At 43.5% G+C, this 21,267-nt stretch carries 18 protein-coding genes; 13 read left to right on the top strand and 5 right to left on the bottom strand.

From position 1 onward, the window contains the following. The first annotated feature begins 327 nt into the window (after window positions 1–327). From B3Q46_RS13380 to B3Q46_RS13365, 4 genes are all read left to right on the top strand, one after another. A complete protein-coding gene (locus B3Q46_RS13380) occupies window positions 328–1,692 on the top strand; it encodes an MFS transporter (protein ID WP_286716180.1) in 1,365 nt (454 codons plus the stop codon). Between the two features lie 367 nt (window positions 1,693–2,059). Further along, on the top strand, window positions 2,060–3,409 hold the full coding sequence (locus B3Q46_RS13375) for an aromatic acid/H+ symport family MFS transporter (protein WP_004780382.1): 1,350 nt from the start codon (window positions 2,060–2,062) through the stop codon (window positions 3,407–3,409). Between the two features lie 110 nt (window positions 3,410–3,519). Next, a complete protein-coding gene (locus B3Q46_RS13370; RefSeq protein ID WP_004780383.1) occupies window positions 3,520–4,545 on the top strand; it encodes a YaaC family protein in 1,026 nt (341 codons plus the stop codon). 32 nt (window positions 4,546–4,577) lie between these two features. Further along, on the top strand, window positions 4,578–4,901 hold the full coding sequence (locus tag B3Q46_RS13365; RefSeq protein ID WP_004780384.1) for an ankyrin repeat domain-containing protein: 324 nt from the start codon (window positions 4,578–4,580) through the stop codon (window positions 4,899–4,901). Between the two features lie 59 nt (window positions 4,902–4,960). Here B3Q46_RS13365 and B3Q46_RS13360 read toward each other — a convergent pair whose 3' ends face one another. Both B3Q46_RS13360 and B3Q46_RS13355 read right to left on the bottom strand, forming a co-directional pair. Then, a complete protein-coding gene (locus B3Q46_RS13360; RefSeq protein WP_004780385.1) occupies window positions 4,961–5,512 on the bottom strand; it encodes a type 1 glutamine amidotransferase domain-containing protein in 552 nt (183 codons plus the stop codon). A gap of 350 nt (window positions 5,513–5,862) precedes the next feature. Further along, window positions 5,863–6,555, bottom strand: a complete 693-nt coding sequence (locus B3Q46_RS13355; RefSeq protein ID WP_004780388.1) for a TIGR04219 family outer membrane beta-barrel protein — start codon at window positions 6,553–6,555, stop codon at window positions 5,863–5,865. Between the two features lie 130 nt (window positions 6,556–6,685). Between B3Q46_RS13355 and B3Q46_RS13350 the strand changes: the two genes are divergently transcribed. From B3Q46_RS13350 to zupT, 4 genes are all read left to right on the top strand, one after another. Beyond that, window positions 6,686–8,134, top strand: a complete 1,449-nt coding sequence (locus tag B3Q46_RS13350) for an aldehyde dehydrogenase family protein (RefSeq protein WP_004780390.1) — start codon at window positions 6,686–6,688, stop codon at window positions 8,132–8,134. Window positions 8,135–8,727: 593 nt separating this feature from the next. Beyond that, on the top strand, window positions 8,728–10,203 hold the full coding sequence (locus B3Q46_RS13345) for a sodium-dependent transporter (protein WP_004780391.1): 1,476 nt from the start codon (window positions 8,728–8,730) through the stop codon (window positions 10,201–10,203). Window positions 10,204–10,213: 10 nt separating this feature from the next. Next, entirely contained in the window at window positions 10,214–10,324 is a 111-nt protein-coding gene (locus B3Q46_RS13340; protein ID WP_004780392.1) for a methionine/alanine import family NSS transporter small subunit, read from the top strand. Between the two features lie 83 nt (window positions 10,325–10,407). Continuing rightward, a complete protein-coding gene (gene zupT / locus B3Q46_RS13335) occupies window positions 10,408–11,223 on the top strand; it encodes a zinc transporter ZupT (RefSeq protein WP_004780394.1) in 816 nt (271 codons plus the stop codon). A 62-nt stretch (window positions 11,224–11,285) separates the two neighbouring features. Here the strand turns inward: zupT and rsmB are convergent, their stop codons facing one another. Together rsmB and fmt are read right to left on the bottom strand one after the other, a co-directional pair. After that, complete coding sequence (rsmB, locus tag B3Q46_RS13330; RefSeq protein WP_286716175.1) at window positions 11,286–12,590, bottom strand: 16S rRNA (cytosine(967)-C(5))-methyltransferase RsmB; 1,305 nt, start codon at window positions 12,588–12,590, stop codon at window positions 11,286–11,288. Next, a complete protein-coding gene (gene fmt, locus B3Q46_RS13325; RefSeq protein WP_004780397.1) occupies window positions 12,587–13,549 on the bottom strand; it encodes a methionyl-tRNA formyltransferase in 963 nt (320 codons plus the stop codon). Before fmt ends, rsmB begins: the two co-directional genes overlap by 4 nt. 407 nt (window positions 13,550–13,956) lie before the next feature. On the opposite strand from fmt, the gene ilvD (B3Q46_RS13320) reads away from it, so the two are divergent. From ilvD (B3Q46_RS13320) to B3Q46_RS13300, 5 genes are all read left to right on the top strand, one after another. Next, window positions 13,957–15,786, top strand: a complete 1,830-nt coding sequence (ilvD, locus tag B3Q46_RS13320; protein WP_081400876.1) for a dihydroxy-acid dehydratase — start codon at window positions 13,957–13,959, stop codon at window positions 15,784–15,786. Between the two features lie 189 nt (window positions 15,787–15,975). After that, window positions 15,976–17,661 carry a dihydroxy-acid dehydratase gene (ilvD, locus tag B3Q46_RS13315; protein WP_004780401.1) on the top strand — a complete coding sequence of 562 codons (1,686 nt, stop codon included), beginning with the start codon at window positions 15,976–15,978 and terminating at the stop codon, window positions 17,659–17,661. Window positions 17,662–17,813: 152 nt separating this feature from the next. After that, complete coding sequence (locus B3Q46_RS13310) at window positions 17,814–19,094, top strand: hypothetical protein (protein ID WP_004780402.1); 1,281 nt, start codon at window positions 17,814–17,816, stop codon at window positions 19,092–19,094. Between the two features lie 21 nt (window positions 19,095–19,115). Beyond that, complete coding sequence (locus tag B3Q46_RS13305) at window positions 19,116–19,403, top strand: chorismate mutase (RefSeq protein ID WP_004780403.1); 288 nt, start codon at window positions 19,116–19,118, stop codon at window positions 19,401–19,403. 156 nt (window positions 19,404–19,559) lie between these two features. After that, window positions 19,560–20,297, top strand: a complete 738-nt coding sequence (locus B3Q46_RS13300) for a sulfite exporter TauE/SafE family protein (RefSeq protein ID WP_004780405.1) — start codon at window positions 19,560–19,562, stop codon at window positions 20,295–20,297. Here the strand turns inward: B3Q46_RS13300 and B3Q46_RS13295 are convergent. Beyond that, window positions 20,294–21,199 (bottom strand): LysR family transcriptional regulator, encoded by a 906-nt coding sequence (locus B3Q46_RS13295; RefSeq protein ID WP_004780407.1) that lies wholly within the window; start codon window positions 21,197–21,199, stop codon window positions 20,294–20,296. The genes B3Q46_RS13300 and B3Q46_RS13295 overlap by 4 nt on opposite strands. Between the last annotated feature and the right edge of the window lie 68 nt (window positions 21,200–21,267).

Genomic DNA, 21,267 nt, shown 5'->3' with positions numbered 1-21,267 from the left:
TTATTCCAAAAGCCCTCTGCTTACGCAGGGGGCTTTTTTTATGCGTGGGGTTTCTAGAAAAAGAAGTAAATAACCTCCTAATTGTACCTAGATAATAAAAATATAAATAACGTGAAAAGTATAATTAATTAACTTCGCCTTATTTTCTCATTGGTCTGTCTAAAAATCATTCAATTTACGACTTTAGCCTAAATTTTATTAAAAACATCTAACTTGGTAAGTTTTGCAGTAGACAAGGTTTAAAGAATCATCCATTTTATATACAAAAGTGAATGAACGTTCATTTTTTCATAGAATAAAAAAGCTCACAATTGGAGGTGAGAAAAAATGACAGCAACAACAGTGAATGTGAATGCTGTAGTGGATGAAGCAAAGTTTAAACCTTTTCATTTAAAGATCGTACTTTGGTGCGTATTTGTCGTTATTTTTGACGGTTATGATCTGGCAATCAACGGTGTTGCTTTACCCCTACTGATGCAAGAATGGAATATGACGGCAGTTCAGGCCGGAATGCTTGCGAGTACTGCTCTGGCGGGCATGATGTTTGGTGCCATGCTCTTCGGTATGCTGGCAGATAAAATTGGACGAAAAAATGTCATCCTGATTTGTGTGACCTTATTCAGTGGATTTACGTTCTGGGGCGGGTTTGCCTCTGGTCCGACTGAATTTGGCATCCTGCGTTTTATTGCCGGTTTAGGTATTGGCGGTGTTTTACCGAATCTGGTCGCATTAACTTCTGAATATGCACCACAAAAAATGCGCAGTACCTTAGTCACTACCATGTTTAGTGGCTATGCAGTCGGCGGGATTATGGCGGCGTTATTAGGTGCCTGGTTTACCCCAAGTTTTGGTTGGGAAATCATGTTCTATATCGCAGGTATTCCATTATTGATGCTGCCTATCCTGTATTTTTATTTACCGGAATCTTTAACTTTCCTGGTAAAAAAACAGCAAAATGAAAAGGCTAGTAAAATTGTTCAACAGATCAGTCCTGAGCAAAATGTCACTGCAAGTACGCAGTTTGTACTGAATGAAGTGCATGCACCCGATGCTTCTATTGCCGCTTTATTTAAGCAGGGGCGTAGCATGAGTACTTTATTATTCTGGTGCTACTTCTTTATGTGTCTGCTTATGGTCTACGCATTGGGTAGCTGGTTACCAAAACTGATGATGGCAGCGGGTTATTCTCTGGGTAACAGTTTAATGTTCCTGATGGCGATGAATATTGGTGCAGTAGTTGGAACCATTGGTGGTGGTATTCTGGCGGATCGTTTCCATCTGAAACCCGTCATTATTGGCATGTTCCTGTTAGGTGCCGTTTCACTGGTTGGATTAGGCTTTAACTCTCCACAGGCTGTGATCTATCTGTTAGTCGCTGCTGCAGGTGCCTCAGCAATTGGTAGTAGTATTCTGCTCTATAGTTTCGTGGCTCAGTACTATCCATTGGCAATCCGCTCTACTGGTATTGGTTGCGCGTCTGCAGTCGGTCGGGTAGGGGCAATCGTTGGTCCAATTATTATTGGATTCCTGTTAGGTATGGAGCTGCCACATAAAATGAACTTCCTTGCAGTTGCGATTCCAGCCATTATTGGCGCGATTTCAGTGGCGATGATTGTACGTAAAGATCTGAACGCAGAACGAAATGCTGAGACCTTACTGGCGAAACAGAAGCTGAATTCTATTAAAACCTAGTCACTTTTTGCCAATCCACTTGCTATAAATCTTAATTGAGTCAAAAAATCCCTTTCATAAGAAAGGGATTTTTTGTTTAAAGTATAAAAATCATTCATAAAAAATTGAATAAATCAAAAAATCATTGGTCTATAGACTATTTATATAGGCATTTTAATGAGAATGATAAATGTCTAAATATTCAATTATTTAGCTTTATGAAAATGTGATAAATCACACAAATAACCTCTATTTTATGGCTGAAATAACTCCATCATTTGGTCTTATTGTGCACTAAATCTCACTTGCGTATATTGCTAAAACTTGAATATTCCCCCCGGATATTCAAAAGGATTTTATGGACAAGTACTCATGGGAGATGAGAACGATGACAACGGAAACAGTTGATATAAATTCTGTAGTCGATAATGCGAAATTTACGCCTTTTCACTTCAATGTAGTTGCTTGGTGTTTACTCATTATCTTGTTTGACGGCTACGATTTAGCAATCAATGGTGTTGTTTTACCTTTATTAATGCAGGACTGGGGCCTAAGTGCCGTTCAAGCGGGAATGCTTGCCAGTACTGCGCTTGCCGGCATGATGTTTGGCGCGATGATCTTTGGTTCTCTGGCAGATAAAATTGGCCGTAAAAAAGTGATCATGATCTGTATCGTGTTATTCAGTGGTCTGACCTTTGCTGGCGGTTTTGCTTCAAACCCGACTGAGTTTGGTATATTACGCTTCCTTGCTGGACTTGGCATTGGTGGTGTAATGCCAAACCTGGTGGCACTGACCTCTGAATATGCACCACAAAAAATGCGTAGTACCTTGGTGACGACCATGTTCAGTGGTTATGCGGTAGGTGGTGTGATGGCTGCCTTATTAGGTTCATGGTTTACCCCAAGTTTTGGTTGGCAAATCATGTTCTTTATTGCAGGTATTCCATTATTTTTATTGCCAGTGATCTGGAAATTCCTGCCGGAATCTTTAGCTTTTATCGTCAAAGACAATAAACAGGAAAAAGCACGTCAAATTGTACGTCGTTTGGCTCCAAATCTAAGTGTTACAGAAACTACTACCTTTAAACTGCCACAGGAAAATGTACCTGAAGCAGCAAACGTGGTGAGCCTGTTCCGTCGTGGCCGTGCAGTAAATACGTTATTGTTCTGGGTCGCTTTCTTCACTTGCCTACTAACCATGTATGCGCTGAGCAGCTGGTTACCGAAGCTGATGATGGCAGCGGGTTACTCAATGGATAACAGCCTGATGTTTATGATGGCAATGAACGTAGGTGCAGTAGTTGGTATTGTGGGCGGTGGTATTTTGGCTGACCGTTTCCACCTGAAACCGGTATTGATGTTCCTCGGTATGATGGGGGCGATTGTGATGAGCTCAATGGGCTTTGCATCTAACCAGTTCCTGCTTTACATTCTGGTGTTTCTGGCTGGTGCAGCATCAATCGGTTCGCAAATGTTGCTATACAGCTATGTTGCACAATTCTACCCGTTGGCAGTACGTTCGACAGGTATTGGCTGGTCATCTGCGATTGGTCGTATGGGTGCGATTGTTGGCCCGATCCTGATCGGTGGCTTACTGGGTATGAACCTGCCTGCACACTTTAACTTTATGGCAGTGGGTTTACCGGTATTGATTACAGCGATTGCAGTTGCTCTGATTATGCATGATGATGAATCTGAAAAGATTGGTTCAGCAGAGACAGTTGCTGTAAAAGCTTAAAACCAAGTTTGAAATAAGAAGCCTCCGAAAGGGGGCTTTTTAAATTATTAAATAAATAATATTATTCATATAAGCAATTATTTTAAATATAAATTTTATCAAGGATCCTAATGCCTGCTCATAAGCTTTTTATATCAGGTAAAGCAATTGGTTTACATGGCTGTATAAAATCACCTGATTTTAGGTCCTCACGTGTTTTATGTTCTGATCCATGGGACTTCGTATCCCTATGGTTGAAGAAGAATCATCAAAAAGATGCTTTATTTTATTGGGAACAAGCACGTGGATTTTATACCGCCTCTTTAAACTTACCAGAATTATCAGCTCCTTTAACTTTGTATTATTGTTTTCTAAATGCGACAAAAGCTCTCTTAACAGCTAAAAGTGAAAACTTTGATGAGTATCATGGTGTTGGAGGTCGAACTACTGGTACAAAAAAATCTTTAGATAATGAAATAGTTGATTTTCAAGGCTCTGGTATATTACCTGCATTATGCAATTACTTAGGTGAACCAACAAATGCTGGGAAAAACTTTAGTTTAAAAGAGATTTTTTGGCATTTACCTTTTATACATAGAGCTTTTTGTTTTACCTATAGTAGTACCACTGAACTTTTTATACCTTTAGAAAACCAATGTTTTTTGAGAAGAGATGGAAGTAAAGAAGCTTGGTTTCATGCTGAGATCAATAAAAGATATATTAATGCTCATACTAAAAACACAATAAAACCTGGATTTGATTTGTATGAAAATGAGGGTGTATATGAAATCAGAAGAAAAAGACGATTTAAATGGTCGGGTAGAGATATAGAAAGCAGCCTAATTGAATTTTCTAAATATCATAGTTCTATTAGGACTAGGATAATTCCTATTTATTCAACACAAAATCGATGGTACTTAAAAAAATCAGTAAAAAACCACAACAATATAAAGAATTCATCTTTAGTTTTGATATATGCTGCGATGCATAGATTAAGTGAATTAAGCCGTTACGATCCTATTTCGTTTTCAGGACATTTTAATGTTAATCATAACTGGTTATTGAACGAATTTATTAAAACTTCAGGTTCACAATTTATCTATGGTATAGCTTCTGAATTAACAGGACTTGAATTCATGAAGCCTGATGCATTTTAAATGTAATTTGAATTTGGTTTTTAGGAAATGCTATGAAACTCAACTCATTCTCCCCAATCCCTGAAGATGATGAAGAACTTCATCTTCCTGAACTGGTGTACTGGGCATCCCTAGGTGATGTTGAACAGGTTGAGCAGGGCTTACAAGAAGGTCTAAACGTTAACTCCGCTGATGAAGAAGGCTATAGCGCATTACAAGCTGCTGCTGAAAATGATCATCTTGAAGTGGTGAAGTTACTGGTGAGTAAAGGCGCAGATGTCGATCATCGCAGTACCTATACCGCTTTGGAATTGGCAGAAATGGCCGGTAATAAAGATGTAGTGGCTTATCTAAAAAGCCTGAAAGGCGGCATTTAAATAAAATAAGATCAAGAAAATAAAAAAGCCTCCAGATGGAGGCTTTTTATGGTTTGAACTTAGGCCGCATCGCCCTCCAGTTCTTTTAAGATAGCGTCATTGAAAGCAGGAATGTCATCCGGATTACGTGAAGTAATCAGTACCCAGTCGCCAGTATTGCAACGGTGAACCTGTTCATCGACCCATTTACCACCGGCATTTTCCAGATCCAGTTTGAGGCTCTTGTATGAAGTCAGGTTTTTATCCTTAATTCGCTGTGCATCAATCAGAACCCATGGCGCATGACAGATTGCGGCAATTGGTTTTTGCTGATCAGCAAAATGCTGCACGATTTTCTGGGCAGATTCATTAATTCTTAAAGTATCTGCATTCACAGTGCCACCAGGAACAACCAAGAGATCATAATCATCCAGTGTGACATGATCAAAACTGGTATCAGGCGTATATGAGGTAGCAGCTTTAGTATCGCCTTTTACAGTCGCCACCTCTTCATTTTTTTCTGCCGCATGAATCACTTCAAATCCTTTGGATTTTAGAAAATTTAAAGGCTCGACCAGTTCATCATGTTCAACGCCTTGGTTTGAAGTAATAAAGAGGACCTTTTTTACCATGATTGCTATTCCCAAAAAATGTGAGGATTTTCAGATTAACAACAAGGCGATTCTTACAATGTTGGATTTTTAGCTCGGAACTGTTAAACAATGCTAAGAATTTATAGATAAAAAAAGCCCCAACATCCTGTTGGGGCTTTTTTCGTATCTCGTGCTTAGGTATAACTCCTGTCGTACCTCACATCCTGGTGCACTACTTTATTCTTCTTGTTTTTAGGTATTTGAGCTTCCTGCTCTGTATGTTTGTAGAATAGTCTGAACCTGAAAACTGGCATAGACGTCGATGACATCTATCATTGTACGTCTGGGCTTACAGGGTGAAGACCAATTTCCATAAGTCATTATATTATTTAGAAGTGTATATCTAAGCCGATATAAGGACCTTTAAATTCCAGTTCCAAAGCTGGCGCATTATTTTGTTCGGCATCAATATTCATGATGCGATAGCCGACTTTAGCCCCTACATCGACCAGCAGGTTATCAATAAAGTCATATTGTAGTTCAGCCTGAACATCAGTCTTTTTAATATCGCTACCATGACTGTAAACCGCTTCAGCTTTAGCACTCATGCCAGTAAATGGCAGTTTTACCCCAGCTGTAGCATAGAGTAATGGACTGTATTCATCTAGATCGTACTGAGTCAGGGCACCTGCATTCAGATCTCTGACTGTACCATCCAGATTAGTCAGACCAGCACCAATATCAGCATGCACAATGGTATCCAGCAGTTCGTAATACAGAATATAGTCGATATTATTAAGTTCGATATCGGCAGTATTCAGCGGGGTGCTTTGTTCGCTATTATTGTCCAGACTCACATATTTGATTTTGGCATTTGGCAGTAGTGGTACTGGATGTTCAAATGCAACCGACAGTTGTGCTGTACCTTGGCGATCCAGGTCCTGTTTGCCGGCATTGGCAGACTGGCTATAACCGTCAAAATTCCAGTAGCTGGCATCTGCTTTAAGACCAATCACATCCGCATGGCCTATGCTGCTCAGTCCTAATCCTAGTAATAATGCAGTGAATAATTGTGTACGCATTTCTAATTTTCCTTACGCTTTCTTCAAATTGAGCGATTTTGTTACCTAAATACATCTTCTTAAACGTAATCAGTAAGTGCATGATATAGGTAATTTCTAAAATGTATATGCTAATGTGAAGGGCAGAATAATGGGATCGACAGCAGCACAACATCATCAAGACTATTCATTATATGTGGCAGGACAGCCGGTACAAACGGGTGAATGGCTGGAGGTCAAACATAAATATAGTCAGGAGCTTTATGCTCGTGTCGCGCTGGCAGATGCTGAAACTTTAGAAAAGGCAATTCAGTCTGCGACTCAGGCAGAAGCAGAAATGGCAGCATTGGAACCTTTCCAGAAACAGAAAATTCTGCTGCATTGTGTGAAGCGGTTTAATGAAATCCGTGAAGAACTGACTGAAATCCTGATTGCGGAAGGTGGCAAGCCACGTAAAGCAGCCAGCGCAGAAGTAGAGCGTCTGATCAATACTTTCCAGATTGCGGCAGATGCGGTCACCCAGATGGATCAGGGCCGTATTTTGCCTCTGGCAGTCACCGCTGCAGCTTCAGGCTATCAGGGTATGGTTAAACAAGTTCCGATTGGTGCTGTATCCCTGATTAGTCCGTTTAACTTTCCATTAAATCTGACTGCACATAAAATTGCGCCGGCAATTGCTGCAGGTTGTCCATTCGTGTTGAAACCGGCGAGTCTGACTCCGGTTTCAGCCTTAAAAATTGCCGAGATTCTGGCAGAAACTGATTTACCGAAGAATGCCTTCTCAGTTCTGCCGTGTCCACGTGATCTGGCGGATGTACTGGTTACAGATGACCGTTTTAAATTGCTAAGCTTTACCGGTTCCGATGTCGTGGGCTGGGATATGAAAGCTCGTGCCGGCCGCAAAAAAGTCACACTGGAACTCGGTGGCAATGCCGCAGTGATGATTGAGCCAGATACTGAACTTAGTGAACAGCTGATTGACCGTCTGATTGGTGGCGCTTATGGTCATGCAGGGCAGGTGTGTATCAGCGTGCAACGTATTCTGGTGCATCAGGATATTTTTGAAGAGCTGAAAGACAAGCTGGTTCAGAAACTGCAAAATCTGAAAGCCGGTGATCCGAATCTGGAAACGACTTTGCTGGGGCCAATGATCAAGGAAGCTGAAGCTAAACGTTTGCATCGCTGGATGGAAGATGCCGTAGCGCAAGGTGCCCATGTACTGACCGGTGGTGAAGTGAAAGGGGCGATGTTTGAACCGATTCTGTTGGAAAAGGTAGATCATCAACTTGAAATTTACCGTAATGAAGTTTTCGGTCCAGTCGCCATTATTGAAGCTTATAGCGATTTCGAATCAGGAATTGCCTGTATTAATAGCAGTCGCTTTGGTCTGCAAGCCGGTATCTATACTCAAAATCTGCAGAAGATGATGTATGCCTGGGATCATCTGCATGTGGGTGGTGTGATTATCAATGATATTCCATCATTCCGTGTCGATAATATGCCTTATGGCGGTGTCAAAGATTCCGGTCTGGGCCGTGAAGGCATTCAGTCTGCGATTCGTGACATGCAGGAAGAACGTATGCTTGTCATCAAATGTTAAGCTGACCGAATCAATCAGTACTATTCCACAATCAGCATAAGGCAGGCCGGTTGTGGATTTTTACTTTTTATTGCTCAAAAAGACAGCAGGCTAGGCAGAAAAGATAGGCTGAATAAATTAAGACACAACTCTGTTTTTATTCAGAAGAAAATAAGTGAAGAAGGTATAAAAATACTTTTTCAATCTCTATTTAACACTTGATGAGTTGAGCATGAAAAATTGCTTGAAAACTGTAGTAAAACTTAAAAACAATACATTCCAAAAAGTTTGTATACATATAACTAATAAAATCAAGAGCTCAGCGTAGAATTATTGAGCATTTGATAAGAATAGATTATAAAAAAAGAATGTTTTAAGCAGAAATTACAGAAAAAATTTGAAAAAGTCAGTATTGTTGAACCATCTACAAGGTCGGCCTTCTGCTCAGACTTTAAGCAAGCTGTCCGGCTAGCTGACCTGTTTGTATATTAGAGTTCGATGCCCAAAAGGTATAACTCTAATTCAAACACCCGAAATAATTGAAATGCTTCTTCAGTGCTCGCGACATAACCATAACAAGCAGTATTGAATGAAGTTTAAAGTTTAGGTGTTCTATGACAGATACTCGAGAGAATTGGTCGGCACGATCAGGATTTATTATTGCAGCCATTGGCTCTGCCGTTGGTTTGGGGAATATTTGGCGCTTTCCATACGTTGCCTATGAAAACGGCGGCGGGGCATTCTTGATTCCTTATCTGATTGCGATTTTTGCAGCAGGTTTACCTCTATTATTTTTAGATTATGCAGTCGGACATAAGTTCCGCAAAGCACCACCGATGGCCTATAAAAAACTCATGAATGCAGAATCTCTGGGTTGGTGGCAGGTCATGGTGACCCTGATCATCGGGATTTATTATGCCAGCGTCCTGTCTTGGGCCGGCAGCTATATGATTTATTCCTTTGGGCAGCAATGGGGCACAGATACTCAAGCCTTTTTCTTCAATAGCTACCTGCAAAATGGTGAGGGCCTGACCTTCGGTTTCGTCCCTGTACTGTTCTTTGGTCTGGTGATCGTTTGGGCAGCCGTGATGCTGATTCTTTACGGTGGGGTACGCCGTGGGGTGGAACTGGCGAATAAAATCTTTATGCCTTTGCTGGTAATTTTATTCACGATTCTGGTGATTCAGGCGGTACGTTTACCGGGTGCAATCGATGGCTTAAATGCCTTCTTTACCCCAAACTGGGAAGCCATGACCAATTATAAAGTCTGGCTGGCTGCTTTTGGTCACATCTTCTTCTCACTCTCAGTGGGCTTCGGGATTATGTTGACCTATGCCTCTTACCTGAAACGTAAAACAAACCTGACCGGTTCAGGTGTCGTGGTGGCATTAGCTAACTCGTCTTTTGAAATCCTGGCAGGTATTGGGGTTTTTGCAGCACTTGGTTTTATGGCGTTCAGTTCAGGTGCAAAGGTTGAAGATGTAGTCTCTGGTGGTATCGGTCTGGCCTTTATTGCCTTCCCGAAAATCATTTCCAGCTTAGGTGCAGGTGGTGATCTGTTTGGCTTCCTGTTCTTTGGTTCATTGACTGTAGCCGGTATTACTTCCATGGTGAGTATCCTGCAGGTGCCAATTGCGGCATTCCAGGACAAGCTGGGCTGGTCAAAGAACAAGTCAGTGACGATTATTGCCGGTGGTTCAGCAGTTGTATCCACCTTGATGTTCTCGACTCATAGTGCCATTACCTTTGTCGATATCATTGACTACTTCGCTAACAACATTGGTATTGTGGGTGGTGGACTGTTCTCGATTATTTTATTGTCCTGGTTCCGTCGTCCATTGATGAAACAGCTGGAAATGCATGTCAATGAATTTGCCAGTGTGAAACTTGGTGGCAGCTGGAAATTCATGCTGACTGTGATCACGCCCTTATCTTTATTATCGGCATTAGGTTTAACCCTGAAATCAATCATGGCAGAAGGTTATGGTGACTATCCTGCAAGTACACTATGGATGATTGGTGGGGGCACGATTGCATTCTTTATTCTGGGCGCCATTCTGTTCAGCCTAGTTAAAGATCGTCATAGTTAGGAGAACGAATATGAATACATCTGCATTAATTATGATGATTTTCTCCATGGTTTTATTATGGGGTGGTCTGGCATTGGCTGTCATGCATCTGGCAAAAAATCCAGAAGAACCAGAAGACTAAAAATCTTCACATAAACACATTGTTGCTGTAAATGAAAGTCATTATCATCTTTGGTGATAATGACTTTTTTTATGGGCAGACTTATGGGAATTGCTCCCGTTACTGATGCACAAGTCTATACTGCTTTTGCAGTGACATTTTTAGCAGGCCTGGCTACCCTGGTGGGTGGGGGATTGGTGCTGTTCTTAAAAAAACCTAATTACCGGGTTTTAGCCTTCGGACTGGCCTTTGCTGCGGGAGCAATGATCTATGTCTCTCTCACAGAAATTTTAAATAAATCTATTAGTTCTTTTAGCCTGGCCTTTGATGAAAAATCCGGTTTTGCTTATGGCACCTTTGCTTTTTTATTGGGTGTGGTACTGGTCTTATTGCTGGATCGATTCGTTCCTAATCCGCATGAAACCATTGAGGCACAATCGAAACAGGATCTGAGTCAGCCGCAACTGCTAAGAACCGGCCTGCTGGCCTTATTCGCGATTAGTGCACATAACCTGCCAGAAGGATTGGCGACTTTTTTTGCGACGCTGGAAAGTCCTGCACTGGGTGCACCTTTGGCGGTTGCCATTGCAATTCATAATATCCCTGAAGGTGTCGCAATTGCATTACCGGTTTATGGTGCAACAGGCCGTAAAGACTATGCACTTGTGGCCAGTCTGGTTTCAGGTCTTGCTGAACCTCTGGGCGCTGCGCTGGGCTATTTCATTCTGGCACCATATATGAGCCATACTATTTATGGTATGGTGTTTGGGATCATTGGTGGGGTGATGGTTTATCTGGCACTAGACGAACTCTTGCCGACTGCAAAACGTTTTTCTAAAGGTCATGAAACCGTGTATGGTCTGGTCAGTGGGATGGCGGCACTGGCGACCAGTCTAGTGATTTTTAAATTTGTACAATAATAATCTCAAATCAAGACAATAAAAAAGGCAGCCGAAGCTACCTTTTCTTTTAGCAATATCATTTAAGCAGTCTTTTCAATCCGGCAATAGAAAAAGCCATCGCCTTGACCGGTTTTAGGTAGCAGCTGACGACCATGGATCTGTTCAATGCCCCAATCGGCCTCAATTTTAATTTCTTTAGCCTCGGGATGTTTGCTAAAGAATTCGACCATCTGCTGTTCATTTTCTGCTTTTAGAATCGAACAGGTGATATAAAGCAAAGTACCGCCAACTTTCAGTTGCTGCCACATATTTTCTAGAATCTGTTTTTGCAATTCCACCGTCTGGGTGATATCAGTTGAATGACGCAGTAAACGAATATCTGGATGGCGACGCATTACACCGATGGCTGAACATGGCGCATCCAGCACGATACAGTCCGGCTGTTCCGGTGCCTGCCAGGTAATGGCATCTGCAGCCTTAATTTCAACATGATCGCCTTCTAGTAACAGACGTTCAAGATTTTCAGTGACACGTGTTAAACGCTTGGCATCCTGATCCAGTGCAATCAGTTTACGCGGCTGATATTTTTCTAGAATATGCGCCGTTTTACCACCCGGTGCTGCACAGGCATCAATAACATACTTGTCCTCCAGATTTGGCAATAAGGTAGCGCAGAGCTGGGCATGTTCATCCTGTACCGAAAAACCACCGATATCAAAACCAGGTAAATCAGGTACTTGTACATTGGCATCGAGAATAATCCCGACCTTGGAAATCGTACAGGCGTGGGCAGGAATTTCGTGCTCTTCCAGAATTTCCAGATAGTCCTCGCGGCTAACCTGACGTTCATTTACGCGCAAGGTCAGTGGAGCAATCTGCTTTAACTCATGACTTAGTTCAGTGAGCTGTTCTGGCCAGTCTTTTTTCAGGCGTTTAAAGAGCCAACTTGGCAGGCTATGAGCCTGATCCAGTGCTGCCTGAAATTCCGATGTTTCACGTGAAACACGGCGCAGGATGGCATTCACTACGCCACTTAAAGCCTGATAGCCGAGTTGCTTTACGGCAGTCACGGTTTCAGAAATGGCAGCGTGTGGCGCGATTCGGGTTTCCAGTAACTGGTATAGGCCGACATAGAGACAGGTTTCTACCGTGTCATTATTTAAAGGCTTCACTAGCAGAGGCAAGGTAATACTTTTAAGTGCATACCATTGACGTAAAGTACCCAACACCAGTTCATGGAACAGGGCACGGTCACGGTCAGCCACTTTCTTTAAATGCAGCGGCAAAATGCTAGCCAGAGATTGTCCTTGCTGTACAGCAAGTAAGGTACGAATCACTTGGGCACGCAAGTTAAGGTGAGATGTGCCTGATTCAGAATGACTCATGCCAATAATTGTCCTACATGTAATTTTTGGGTCTGGTTAATTTGTACCGGATTGAGCGGTTTGCCGCCCGGCCATTGCAGTGAAGTGAGACACACTGCTTTTTCATCACCACAGGCTACATGCACACCCTGTTTATCAATCGCCAGAATCGTGCCAGCGGCATGACAGTGTGCATTTTTTTCTGAGAGTACCGAACCCCAAACCCGCAGGTTGTTATTTTCATCTAGAGGGATAAAAGCCACCGGCCAAGGATTAAAGGCACGGATATTACGGTCAATATTAGAGGCAGTACAGCTCCAGTCAATTCGGGCTTCTGCTTTAGATAGCTTATGAGCATAGACGGTAAGTTCTTCGTCCTGCACTTCCCGTGCGGCTAAATACTGTTGTAATTTTTCTTCAGATTCCAGTACCGCTACAATTGCTTCCGCACCTTGAGCAGCCAGTTTATCGTGCAGGCTGGCTGAAGTATCTTCTGCAGTGATAGGACATAAAGTTTTATACATCATATCACCAGTGTCCAGCCCGGCAGCCATTTTCATGATGGTCACGCCAGTTTCGTGATCACCCGTTGCAATTGCACGTTGGATCGGCGCAGCACCGCGCCAGCGTGGCAGCAGTGAACCATGAATATTCAGGCAACCATATTTAGGCGTATCCAGAACCACTTGCGGCAAAATCAGACCATAGGCAGCTACGACCATCACATCAGCATTCAAGGCTTTTAACTCAGCCTGAGCAGCCAGACCTTCTTCAGTTGAAGACTTAAAATGAAGTGGTTGATATACCGGAATGTCATGTTCAAGCGCCAGCTGTTTCACAGCAGAAGCGGTAAGTTTCTGACCACGACCGGCTTTACGGTCCGGCTGAGTATAGACCGCCACAATTTCATGATCGGTTTTGAGAAGCGCAGCCAATGCAGTTGCTGCAAATTCTGGTGTGCCTGCAAATATGATTTTCACACATGAAATTCCAAATAAACTTGGCAGCTATTATAAGCTAAAAGCCAAATGGCCGCCTAATCTACAATGCACTTAACTGTTACAGCGATTATAGACTCATACTTTTAATTAAATTTTATATAAAAAAAACTCATGCAAATTCTAAAAATTATTCATGAAAGTTTTGTATTGTCCAATCCATGATGGCGGTATAGTAGCTTTATTAAGAGATTTTTATTGTCAGCTCACCGAGACCTCTCTATAGACATTTTTGTCTGCATCTACAACGAATAGGTCATCTTGTAAAACAATGGCTTGTAGTATGATAGGTCTAACATTCGACTGATTTAAGCTCATTGTCAGTATGATCTAGCCAGAGTGAACTTTTTTCGGTTCATTTCAAGCTCAAACTTTGTTGGAAATATAAAATGCCTGACTATCGTTCAAAAACATCGACACACGGAAGAAACATGGCGGGTGCGCGTGGCTTATGGCGCGCAACTGGGATGAAGGATGAAGACTTCGGTAAACCGATTATTGCCGTGGTGAACTCATTCACCCAGTTTGTACCGGGTCATGTTCACCTTAAAGATCTAGGCCAGCTCGTGGCACGTCAGATTGAACAGGCAGGCGGTGTAGCAAAAGAATTCAATACCATTGCTGTAGATGACGGCATCGCGATGGGTCATGATGGTATGTTGTATTCACTGCCTTCACGTGACCTGATTGCTGACTCGGTAGAATATATGGTCAGCGCACACTGTGCCGATGCCATGGTGTGTATCTCGAACTGTGACAAGATCACTCCGGGGATGCTGATGGCAGCAATGCGTCTGAACATTCCGGTGGTCTTCGTGTCTGGCGGTCCGATGGAAGCGGGTAAAGTAAAAATCCGTGGTAATGACAAAGCCATCGACCTGATCGATGCGATGATCGTTGCGGCAGATGATAACTATACTGACGAAGAAGTTGCGGAATACGAACGTTCTGCATGTCCAACCTGTGGTTCATGTTCAGGCATGTTCACTGCGAACTCAATGAACTGTTTGACTGAAGCATTGGGTCTATCGCTTCCAGGTAACGGTTCAACTTTGGCAACTCATGCGAACCGTAAAAAACTGTTCGAACGTGCAGGTTCTCTCATTGTTGAACTGGCAAAACGCCATTATGAACAGGACGATTACAGCGTATTGCCACGTTCAATGGTGACCAAAGCATCGTACGAAAATGCCATGACTTTGGACATCGCAATGGGCGGTTCAACCAATACCGTTCTGCATTTATTGGCTGCTGCAAACGAAGCGGGTGTGGATTTCACCATGGATGACATCGACCGTCTGTCTCGTAAAGTACCAGTGCTTTGTAAAGTTGCTCCTGCGAAGAATGACGTGCATATGGAAGATGTACACCGTGCCGGCGGTATTATGTCGATTCTCGGCGAACTGGATCGTGCAGGCCTGTTAGATACCTCTGTCGGTACGGTTCACGAAGCAACATTAAAAGATGCTTTGGACAAGTGGGACATCATCCGTACTGAAGATGAAGAAGTGTATAAATTCTTTAAATCAGCACCAGGTGGTGTACCGACTCAGACTGCATTCTCACAAGATCGTTACTACTCACGTCTGGACGGCGACCGTGAAAATGGTGTGATCCGTAATGCAGAACATGCCTTCTCTAAAGACGGTGGTCTGGCTGTGCTTTATGGTAATATCGCACTCGATGGCTGTATCGTAAAAACGGCTGGTGTAGATGAATCGATCCTGAAATTTAATGGGACTGCACGTGTATTTGAAAGCCAGGATTCTGCTGTAGATGCGATTCTGGGTGGCAAAATCACAGCAGGTGATGTAGTCGTCATTCGTTACGAAGGTCCACGTGGTGGCCCTGGTATGCAGGAAATGCTATACCCAACCAGCTACCTGAAATCTAAAGGTCTTGGTAAAGAGTGCGCACTTCTGACTGACGGCCGTTTCTCTGGTGGTTCTTCAGGTCTGTCGATTGGTCACGTTTCTCCAGAAGCTGCTGAAGGCGGTGCGATTGGTCTGGTTGAAGATGGCGACCGTATCGAAATTGATATTCCAAACCGTACCATTCACCTAGCTGTTGATGATGCGACTATGGTCGCTCGTCGTGCAGCACAGGATGAAAAAGGATGGCATCCAGTGGAAGACCGTCCACGTAAGATTTCTAAAGCATTAAAGGCCTATGCAATGCATACCACAAGCGCTGCAAAAGGTGCAGTTCGTGAAATCTAAGCTGTAAATCTTTATAGCGCAAAAAAGCACTCCAGAGGAGTGCTTTTTTATTTTTGATAATTGCACTACCTCAAATAACTGAATCAGATACACAGAGTCTTACTTTTATCTAAAGATCGCTTTCTATACAATCAAATAAAACCTAGACAGCTTTTAGGCTTCACAAGAATTACATCCAGGACGAATAAAATGAGTAAAGACAATATCCGAGAACATTCTGCTTCCGTCTATGAAGGCATCGAAAATGCACCGGCCCGTTCCATGATGCGTGCCACCGGTTTTCAGGATGAAGACTTTACTCGTCCGTTTATCGGGATCGCATCGACCTGGGCCAATGTGACTCCTTGCAATATGCATATTGATGGCCTGGCACGTACAGTCGAGCAGGGCGTGAATGCTGCCGGTGGTAAGGGCATTATCTTCAATACCATTACTATTTCTGACGGGATCTCGAACGGTACTGAAGGCATGAAATATTCCTTGCTATCGCGGGAAATTATTGCCGATTCGATTGAAGCAGTAGTTGGTTGTCAGGCCTATGATGGCGTGATTGCCATTGGAGGTTGTGACAAAAACATGCCGGGCTGCATCATGGGCTTGGCGCGCTTAAACCGTCCGGGTCTGTTTATTTATGGCGGTACCATCAAACCGGGTGAAGGCCATACCGACATGATTTCGGTATTTGAAGCGGTGGGCCAGCATGCCAAAGGCGAAATTAATGCGATTCAGGTGAAACACATTGAAGAAGTGTCTTTGCCAGGGCCGGGTTCTTGTGGCGGGATGTATACCGCGAATTCTATGGCCTCTGCAATTGAAGCGCTCGGCATGAGCCTGCCGGGTTCATCAGCACAGGAAGCGGTGTCTGAAGACAAACAGATCGATTGTGCCCGTGCCGGTGAAGCAGTGATGAATCTGCTCCGTCTGGATATAAAACCACGTGACATCATGACCAAAGCGGCTTTTGAAAATTCAATTAAAGTATTGATTGCATTGGGTGGATCAACCAATGGGGTGCTACATCTTTTGGCAATGGCACATACGGCGGGTGTGGAACTAAGCCTGGATGACTTTGTACGAATTGGAAAAGAAATTCCTGTCGTGGCCGATGTCCGCCCATCCGGTAAATACCTGATGTCAGAACTGATTGCTATTGGTGGAATCCAGCCATTGATGAAACGCATGCTGGATGCTGGCATGCTAGATGGTTCCTGCCTGACTGTGACTGGAAAAACACTGGCAGAAAACCTGGCCGATGTAGAAGATTATCCAGAAGGTCAGCAGATTATCTTGCCATTCGACAAACCGGTGAAAAAAGATTCGCATCTGATCATTATGAAAGGCAACCTGTCACCGAATGGGGCTGTGGCCAAAATTACCGGTAAGGAAGGCCTATATTTCAAAGGACCGGCACGGGTGTTTGAAGGTGAGCAGGGCGCGATGCGCGGGATTCTGGATGGCGAAGTTCAACCAGGTGAAGTGGTCGTCATTCGCGGTGTCGGGCCTAAAGGTGGGCCGGGTATGCCGGAAATGCTGAAACCGACTTCTGCCATTATTGGTAAAGGTCTGGGGGATTCAGTCGCACTGATTACTGATGGCCGTTTCTCAGGTGGAAGTCATGGTTTTGTGATTGGTCATGTCACACCGGAAGCCTATGAGGGTGGCCCGATTGGTCTGGTACAAAATGGCGATGAAATTTTCATTAATGCGGAAACCCGTGAAATGACCTGGCATATTTCGGATGAAGAGCTTGCTGCACGTCAGGCGGCCTGGGTGAAACCGAAACCGAATTACACTCACGGGGCACTGGCGAAATTCGCCAAACTAACCTCTGGGGCGGAGACCGGGGCCGTGACTGACCTAAATCTTGAAATCTAAAGTCCTAGAAAACATTGAACATTTGTTGCTGACTTGATATAAGTTTTGCACAAGACTTATATCAGGTCATAAACATCCTCATAATAGGATGTTGAATAAAACGATCCTGCTGGCAAGGGCTGGCATGACAAAATCTTTTCGAGGCACCTCTCATGTCCCTGCTACGCCGTTGGTTTGATCCAATCCGATCGAGTTGGTTTTACCAGAAACCAGTTCGTCAAACGGTGTTATCTATTGAAGATGGCTTGAGCATCCATTTAAGACTGGATGATGTTTATAGTTATCTGGCGGTACAACAGTTACCGCAACTAGAAGAAATTCTCAGTCCGGAACTGAAGCCACTCAAAGTCATCATTTCAGATCAGCAGGCTGAACCGCCTAATCAAATGTCTTTTGATGAATGGCAGCACTATTGTCTGAATGATGCCAAAATTTTATCTAAACAGCATCGTTTCAGCTTTCATGAGACCCCAGAATTACCGACAGCTGACGCCTTAAAGCAGGCAGAAACTATCCTGAGAAATACACCGTTACGCGGACAGGATTTTCTATATTTGCTAGAAGATGTATTCCATATGCTCTGGCAAAAACAGAACGGAAAATTGCGCACCTTATATGCGATGGCTAGCCGTCATCATGCGCCGCAGAATTTTCCGGAACGAATTTTTGAGCATAGTCCGATTCTGGCCAGCTATTTCCAGTTTGGCGGACGCCAGTATCAGGCGGTAGATGACTTGTTACGTCTGACCCGTCGCCTGAAACAGCAGAGATTACTGACCGGCAACCCGATTTTCCTGATCAATCATATTGAATGGCGCGAGCATCTGATCAGTGATGCCGAAGAGCTGAATGAAATCCAGTCCATGGATCCAGAGCTAGACCTGTATATCGCTCTGGAAGATCCTATTTCCTGGTTGTTGCTGGCTTATATCAAGGAAGAGCTGGCTGATTTTTATAATATCCAGTTGAATGTCTATCCGCTGTCTTATCAGGGACGCGACTGGTTTGACTGGAGTCTGGCGACGCGTTTATCCAAGCGGACTGAAGTCAAATTTACCCCATTCTGCCGGCCAACTGAGCAGGCCGTGATACCGATGGCGCAATTGTTTTATAGCTGTCCGGAAGAGCAGCGGATTGAAGCCATGTACCAGATTCTGGAAGCGGTCTGGACTCGTGGTTATGATCTGTCTTATGCAGCGCATTTCAAGCGTATGCAGCAGGAACTGAATATTACTGAACTGACTCAGGAAGATGTTCTGGCCAAATTGCAGGAAAATGACACCTTATGTGAAATGAAGTCCCAGCCGAATTTACCCGTCCTAGAACTGCGTATTGATGGGCAAAGTTATACATTTAATAGCTTATATCGTGTCTGGATGATTGAAAGTATTTTCAGTAATGTGTTAGAAGAAAAGTATAAGAGTGATAACTAAACTGAAAGTGACTGAATAAACATGGAAAAAATCAAAGCTGAATCATTACAACATGCACGTCAACAGATCGATGCCATTGATACAGCTTTAGTCGAGCTGATCGCTGCGCGTCAATTTTATGTTGATCAAACCACCCGTTTTAAAAAAACTGAAACTGATCTGCAATCGCCGGAGCGTATGGAACAGATCGTGGAAAATGTCAAAGCCTTGGCACAACAGCAAGGTGTGGATCAGGCGTTTATTGAACATCTATACCGGGAAATGTTCCAGTATTTTATTCAGCGTGAACTGAAAGAGTTCCGTCCTTAAATAATTTTCATATCCGATTTTTGCTGATGAATCTGATGAGTTTCAGCACGTCCATCTGAAGCCTCAAGATTTACTTGAGGCTTCCTTCTTAAAACCCTGATTTTACTCTATTCGTGATTTCTATAGCATGGGCTTAAATCAATTTAGGGTCATCAGATGACTGCTTTTGTTATTGTTATTTTTGCTCTGGCTGGTCTGATTAAAGGCACCATTGGATTAGGTTTGCCTGCGGTGTCCATGGGTTTGCTGACCATATTTATGAGCCCATTCCAGGCAGCAACTTTACTGATTGTGCCTTCGATGCTGACCAATTTCTGGCAACTCTTTGCCGAAGGTCATGTGCTGAAACTGATTCGCCGTTTCTGGCTTCTGCTGGCAGGCATTATTGTGGGTTCGGTCTGGAGTATTTTCCCGACTTTAGGCCATTCTGAATTTCATAGTGAAGCCTTACTAGGCGGGATGCTTGCTCTATATGGCCTATATGGTTTACTGGCAAAACGGATGCCAGATTTAAGCCAGCATGAAAAGTGGCTTTCTCCGATTATGGGATATCTCGGGGGTGCCTTGACCGTGGCGACTGGGGTAGTGGTAATTCCAGTCGTGCCTTATTTGCAAACCCTGCATTTAAAACGTGATGATCTGGTTCAGGCCTTAGGGTTGGTATTTACCACCTCGACGGTGTGTTTGGCAGTTTTTCTGCACCGAAACCCGGTGGAAGATATGCCGATCGATTATACCATGTCGGCCATTGCACTGATTCCGGCCTTGATCGGGATGTGGTTCGGCAAAAAAATCCGTTCCCGTATCCCTGAACAGAAATTCCGGACAGTATTTTTTATCAGCCTGATCGCCTTAGGCAGTTATATGATGCTGCATCAATTCGGCTGGATTTAATTCAGGATTTTTTGTACATCCGTAGAAATGAGGAACTGGCTAAAGTGCTGATAGGCCGTGCTTAGTTCATCAAAGTTCTTTGCAGCTAACAATAACTTGCGGTTGGCCCAATCTCCCGTCAGTTGGATTTGCTGAAATGCATAGAGCTTCGACAAACGTTGTGCAGCACGTTTTGGCATGATCGCGATACCTACACCATTGGCCACAACCTGGGCAATGGCGGCAAAATTTGGTAAGCGTAAGCGGTATTGAATTTCACAGCTCAGCAAGCGAGCTTGGGTTTCAATCGACTGCTGCAGAGAGTGATATTGCATCAAGCCAACAAAGGGATAATTCAGACAGTCTGCTAATGTTAATGCCTGATTAGCTGCTAAATCATGCTGTTCAGGGCAGATCAGCACCAAAGGATCATCTGAAAATTCCAGAGTCTGTAATTGAGGGGCAGGAAAAAAGCTGGAAATAAGTCCCAGCTTGGCAGTACCACTCGCCAAAGCCGCAATGATGTCATTGCTCTCTGCTTCTTTGAGGTCGATCTGGATATTTGGGTTATTTACCAGATACTGTGGCAATAATAGGGGAAGGTACTCACTTTGTGCTGAAGAGTTACACCATAAGCTGATATTAGAATGGAGTCCTTCACTAAAGCCGGCCATGGCTTGAGACAACTGTTGTCCCTGTTGCAACAGGGCTTGGGCATGCTCAGCAAAAACCTGACCTGCAAAAGTCATTTTTACCCCAGCAGAATGGCGGCTGAACAGACTGACCTGATATTGCTGTTCCAGCTTTTTAATCCGCTCACTGGCTGCCTGTAAGGAAATGGCAGAGCGTTCAGCACCTTTGGTCAGACTACCTGTGTCGACTATATTGAGAAAAAGACGTAAATCAAAAAAATCCAGACGCATCGGCAGGATGCTCATATAAAAGATCAGGCCTATTTAAACAATTCTTGCGATATAAAAAAAGCAGCCCG

Source organism: Acinetobacter sp. UBA2581 (genome assembly GCF_002339435.1).
GTDB lineage: Bacteria > Pseudomonadota > Gammaproteobacteria > Pseudomonadales > Moraxellaceae > Acinetobacter > Acinetobacter variabilis.
This window is presented reverse-complemented; position numbering and strand designations above follow the sequence as displayed.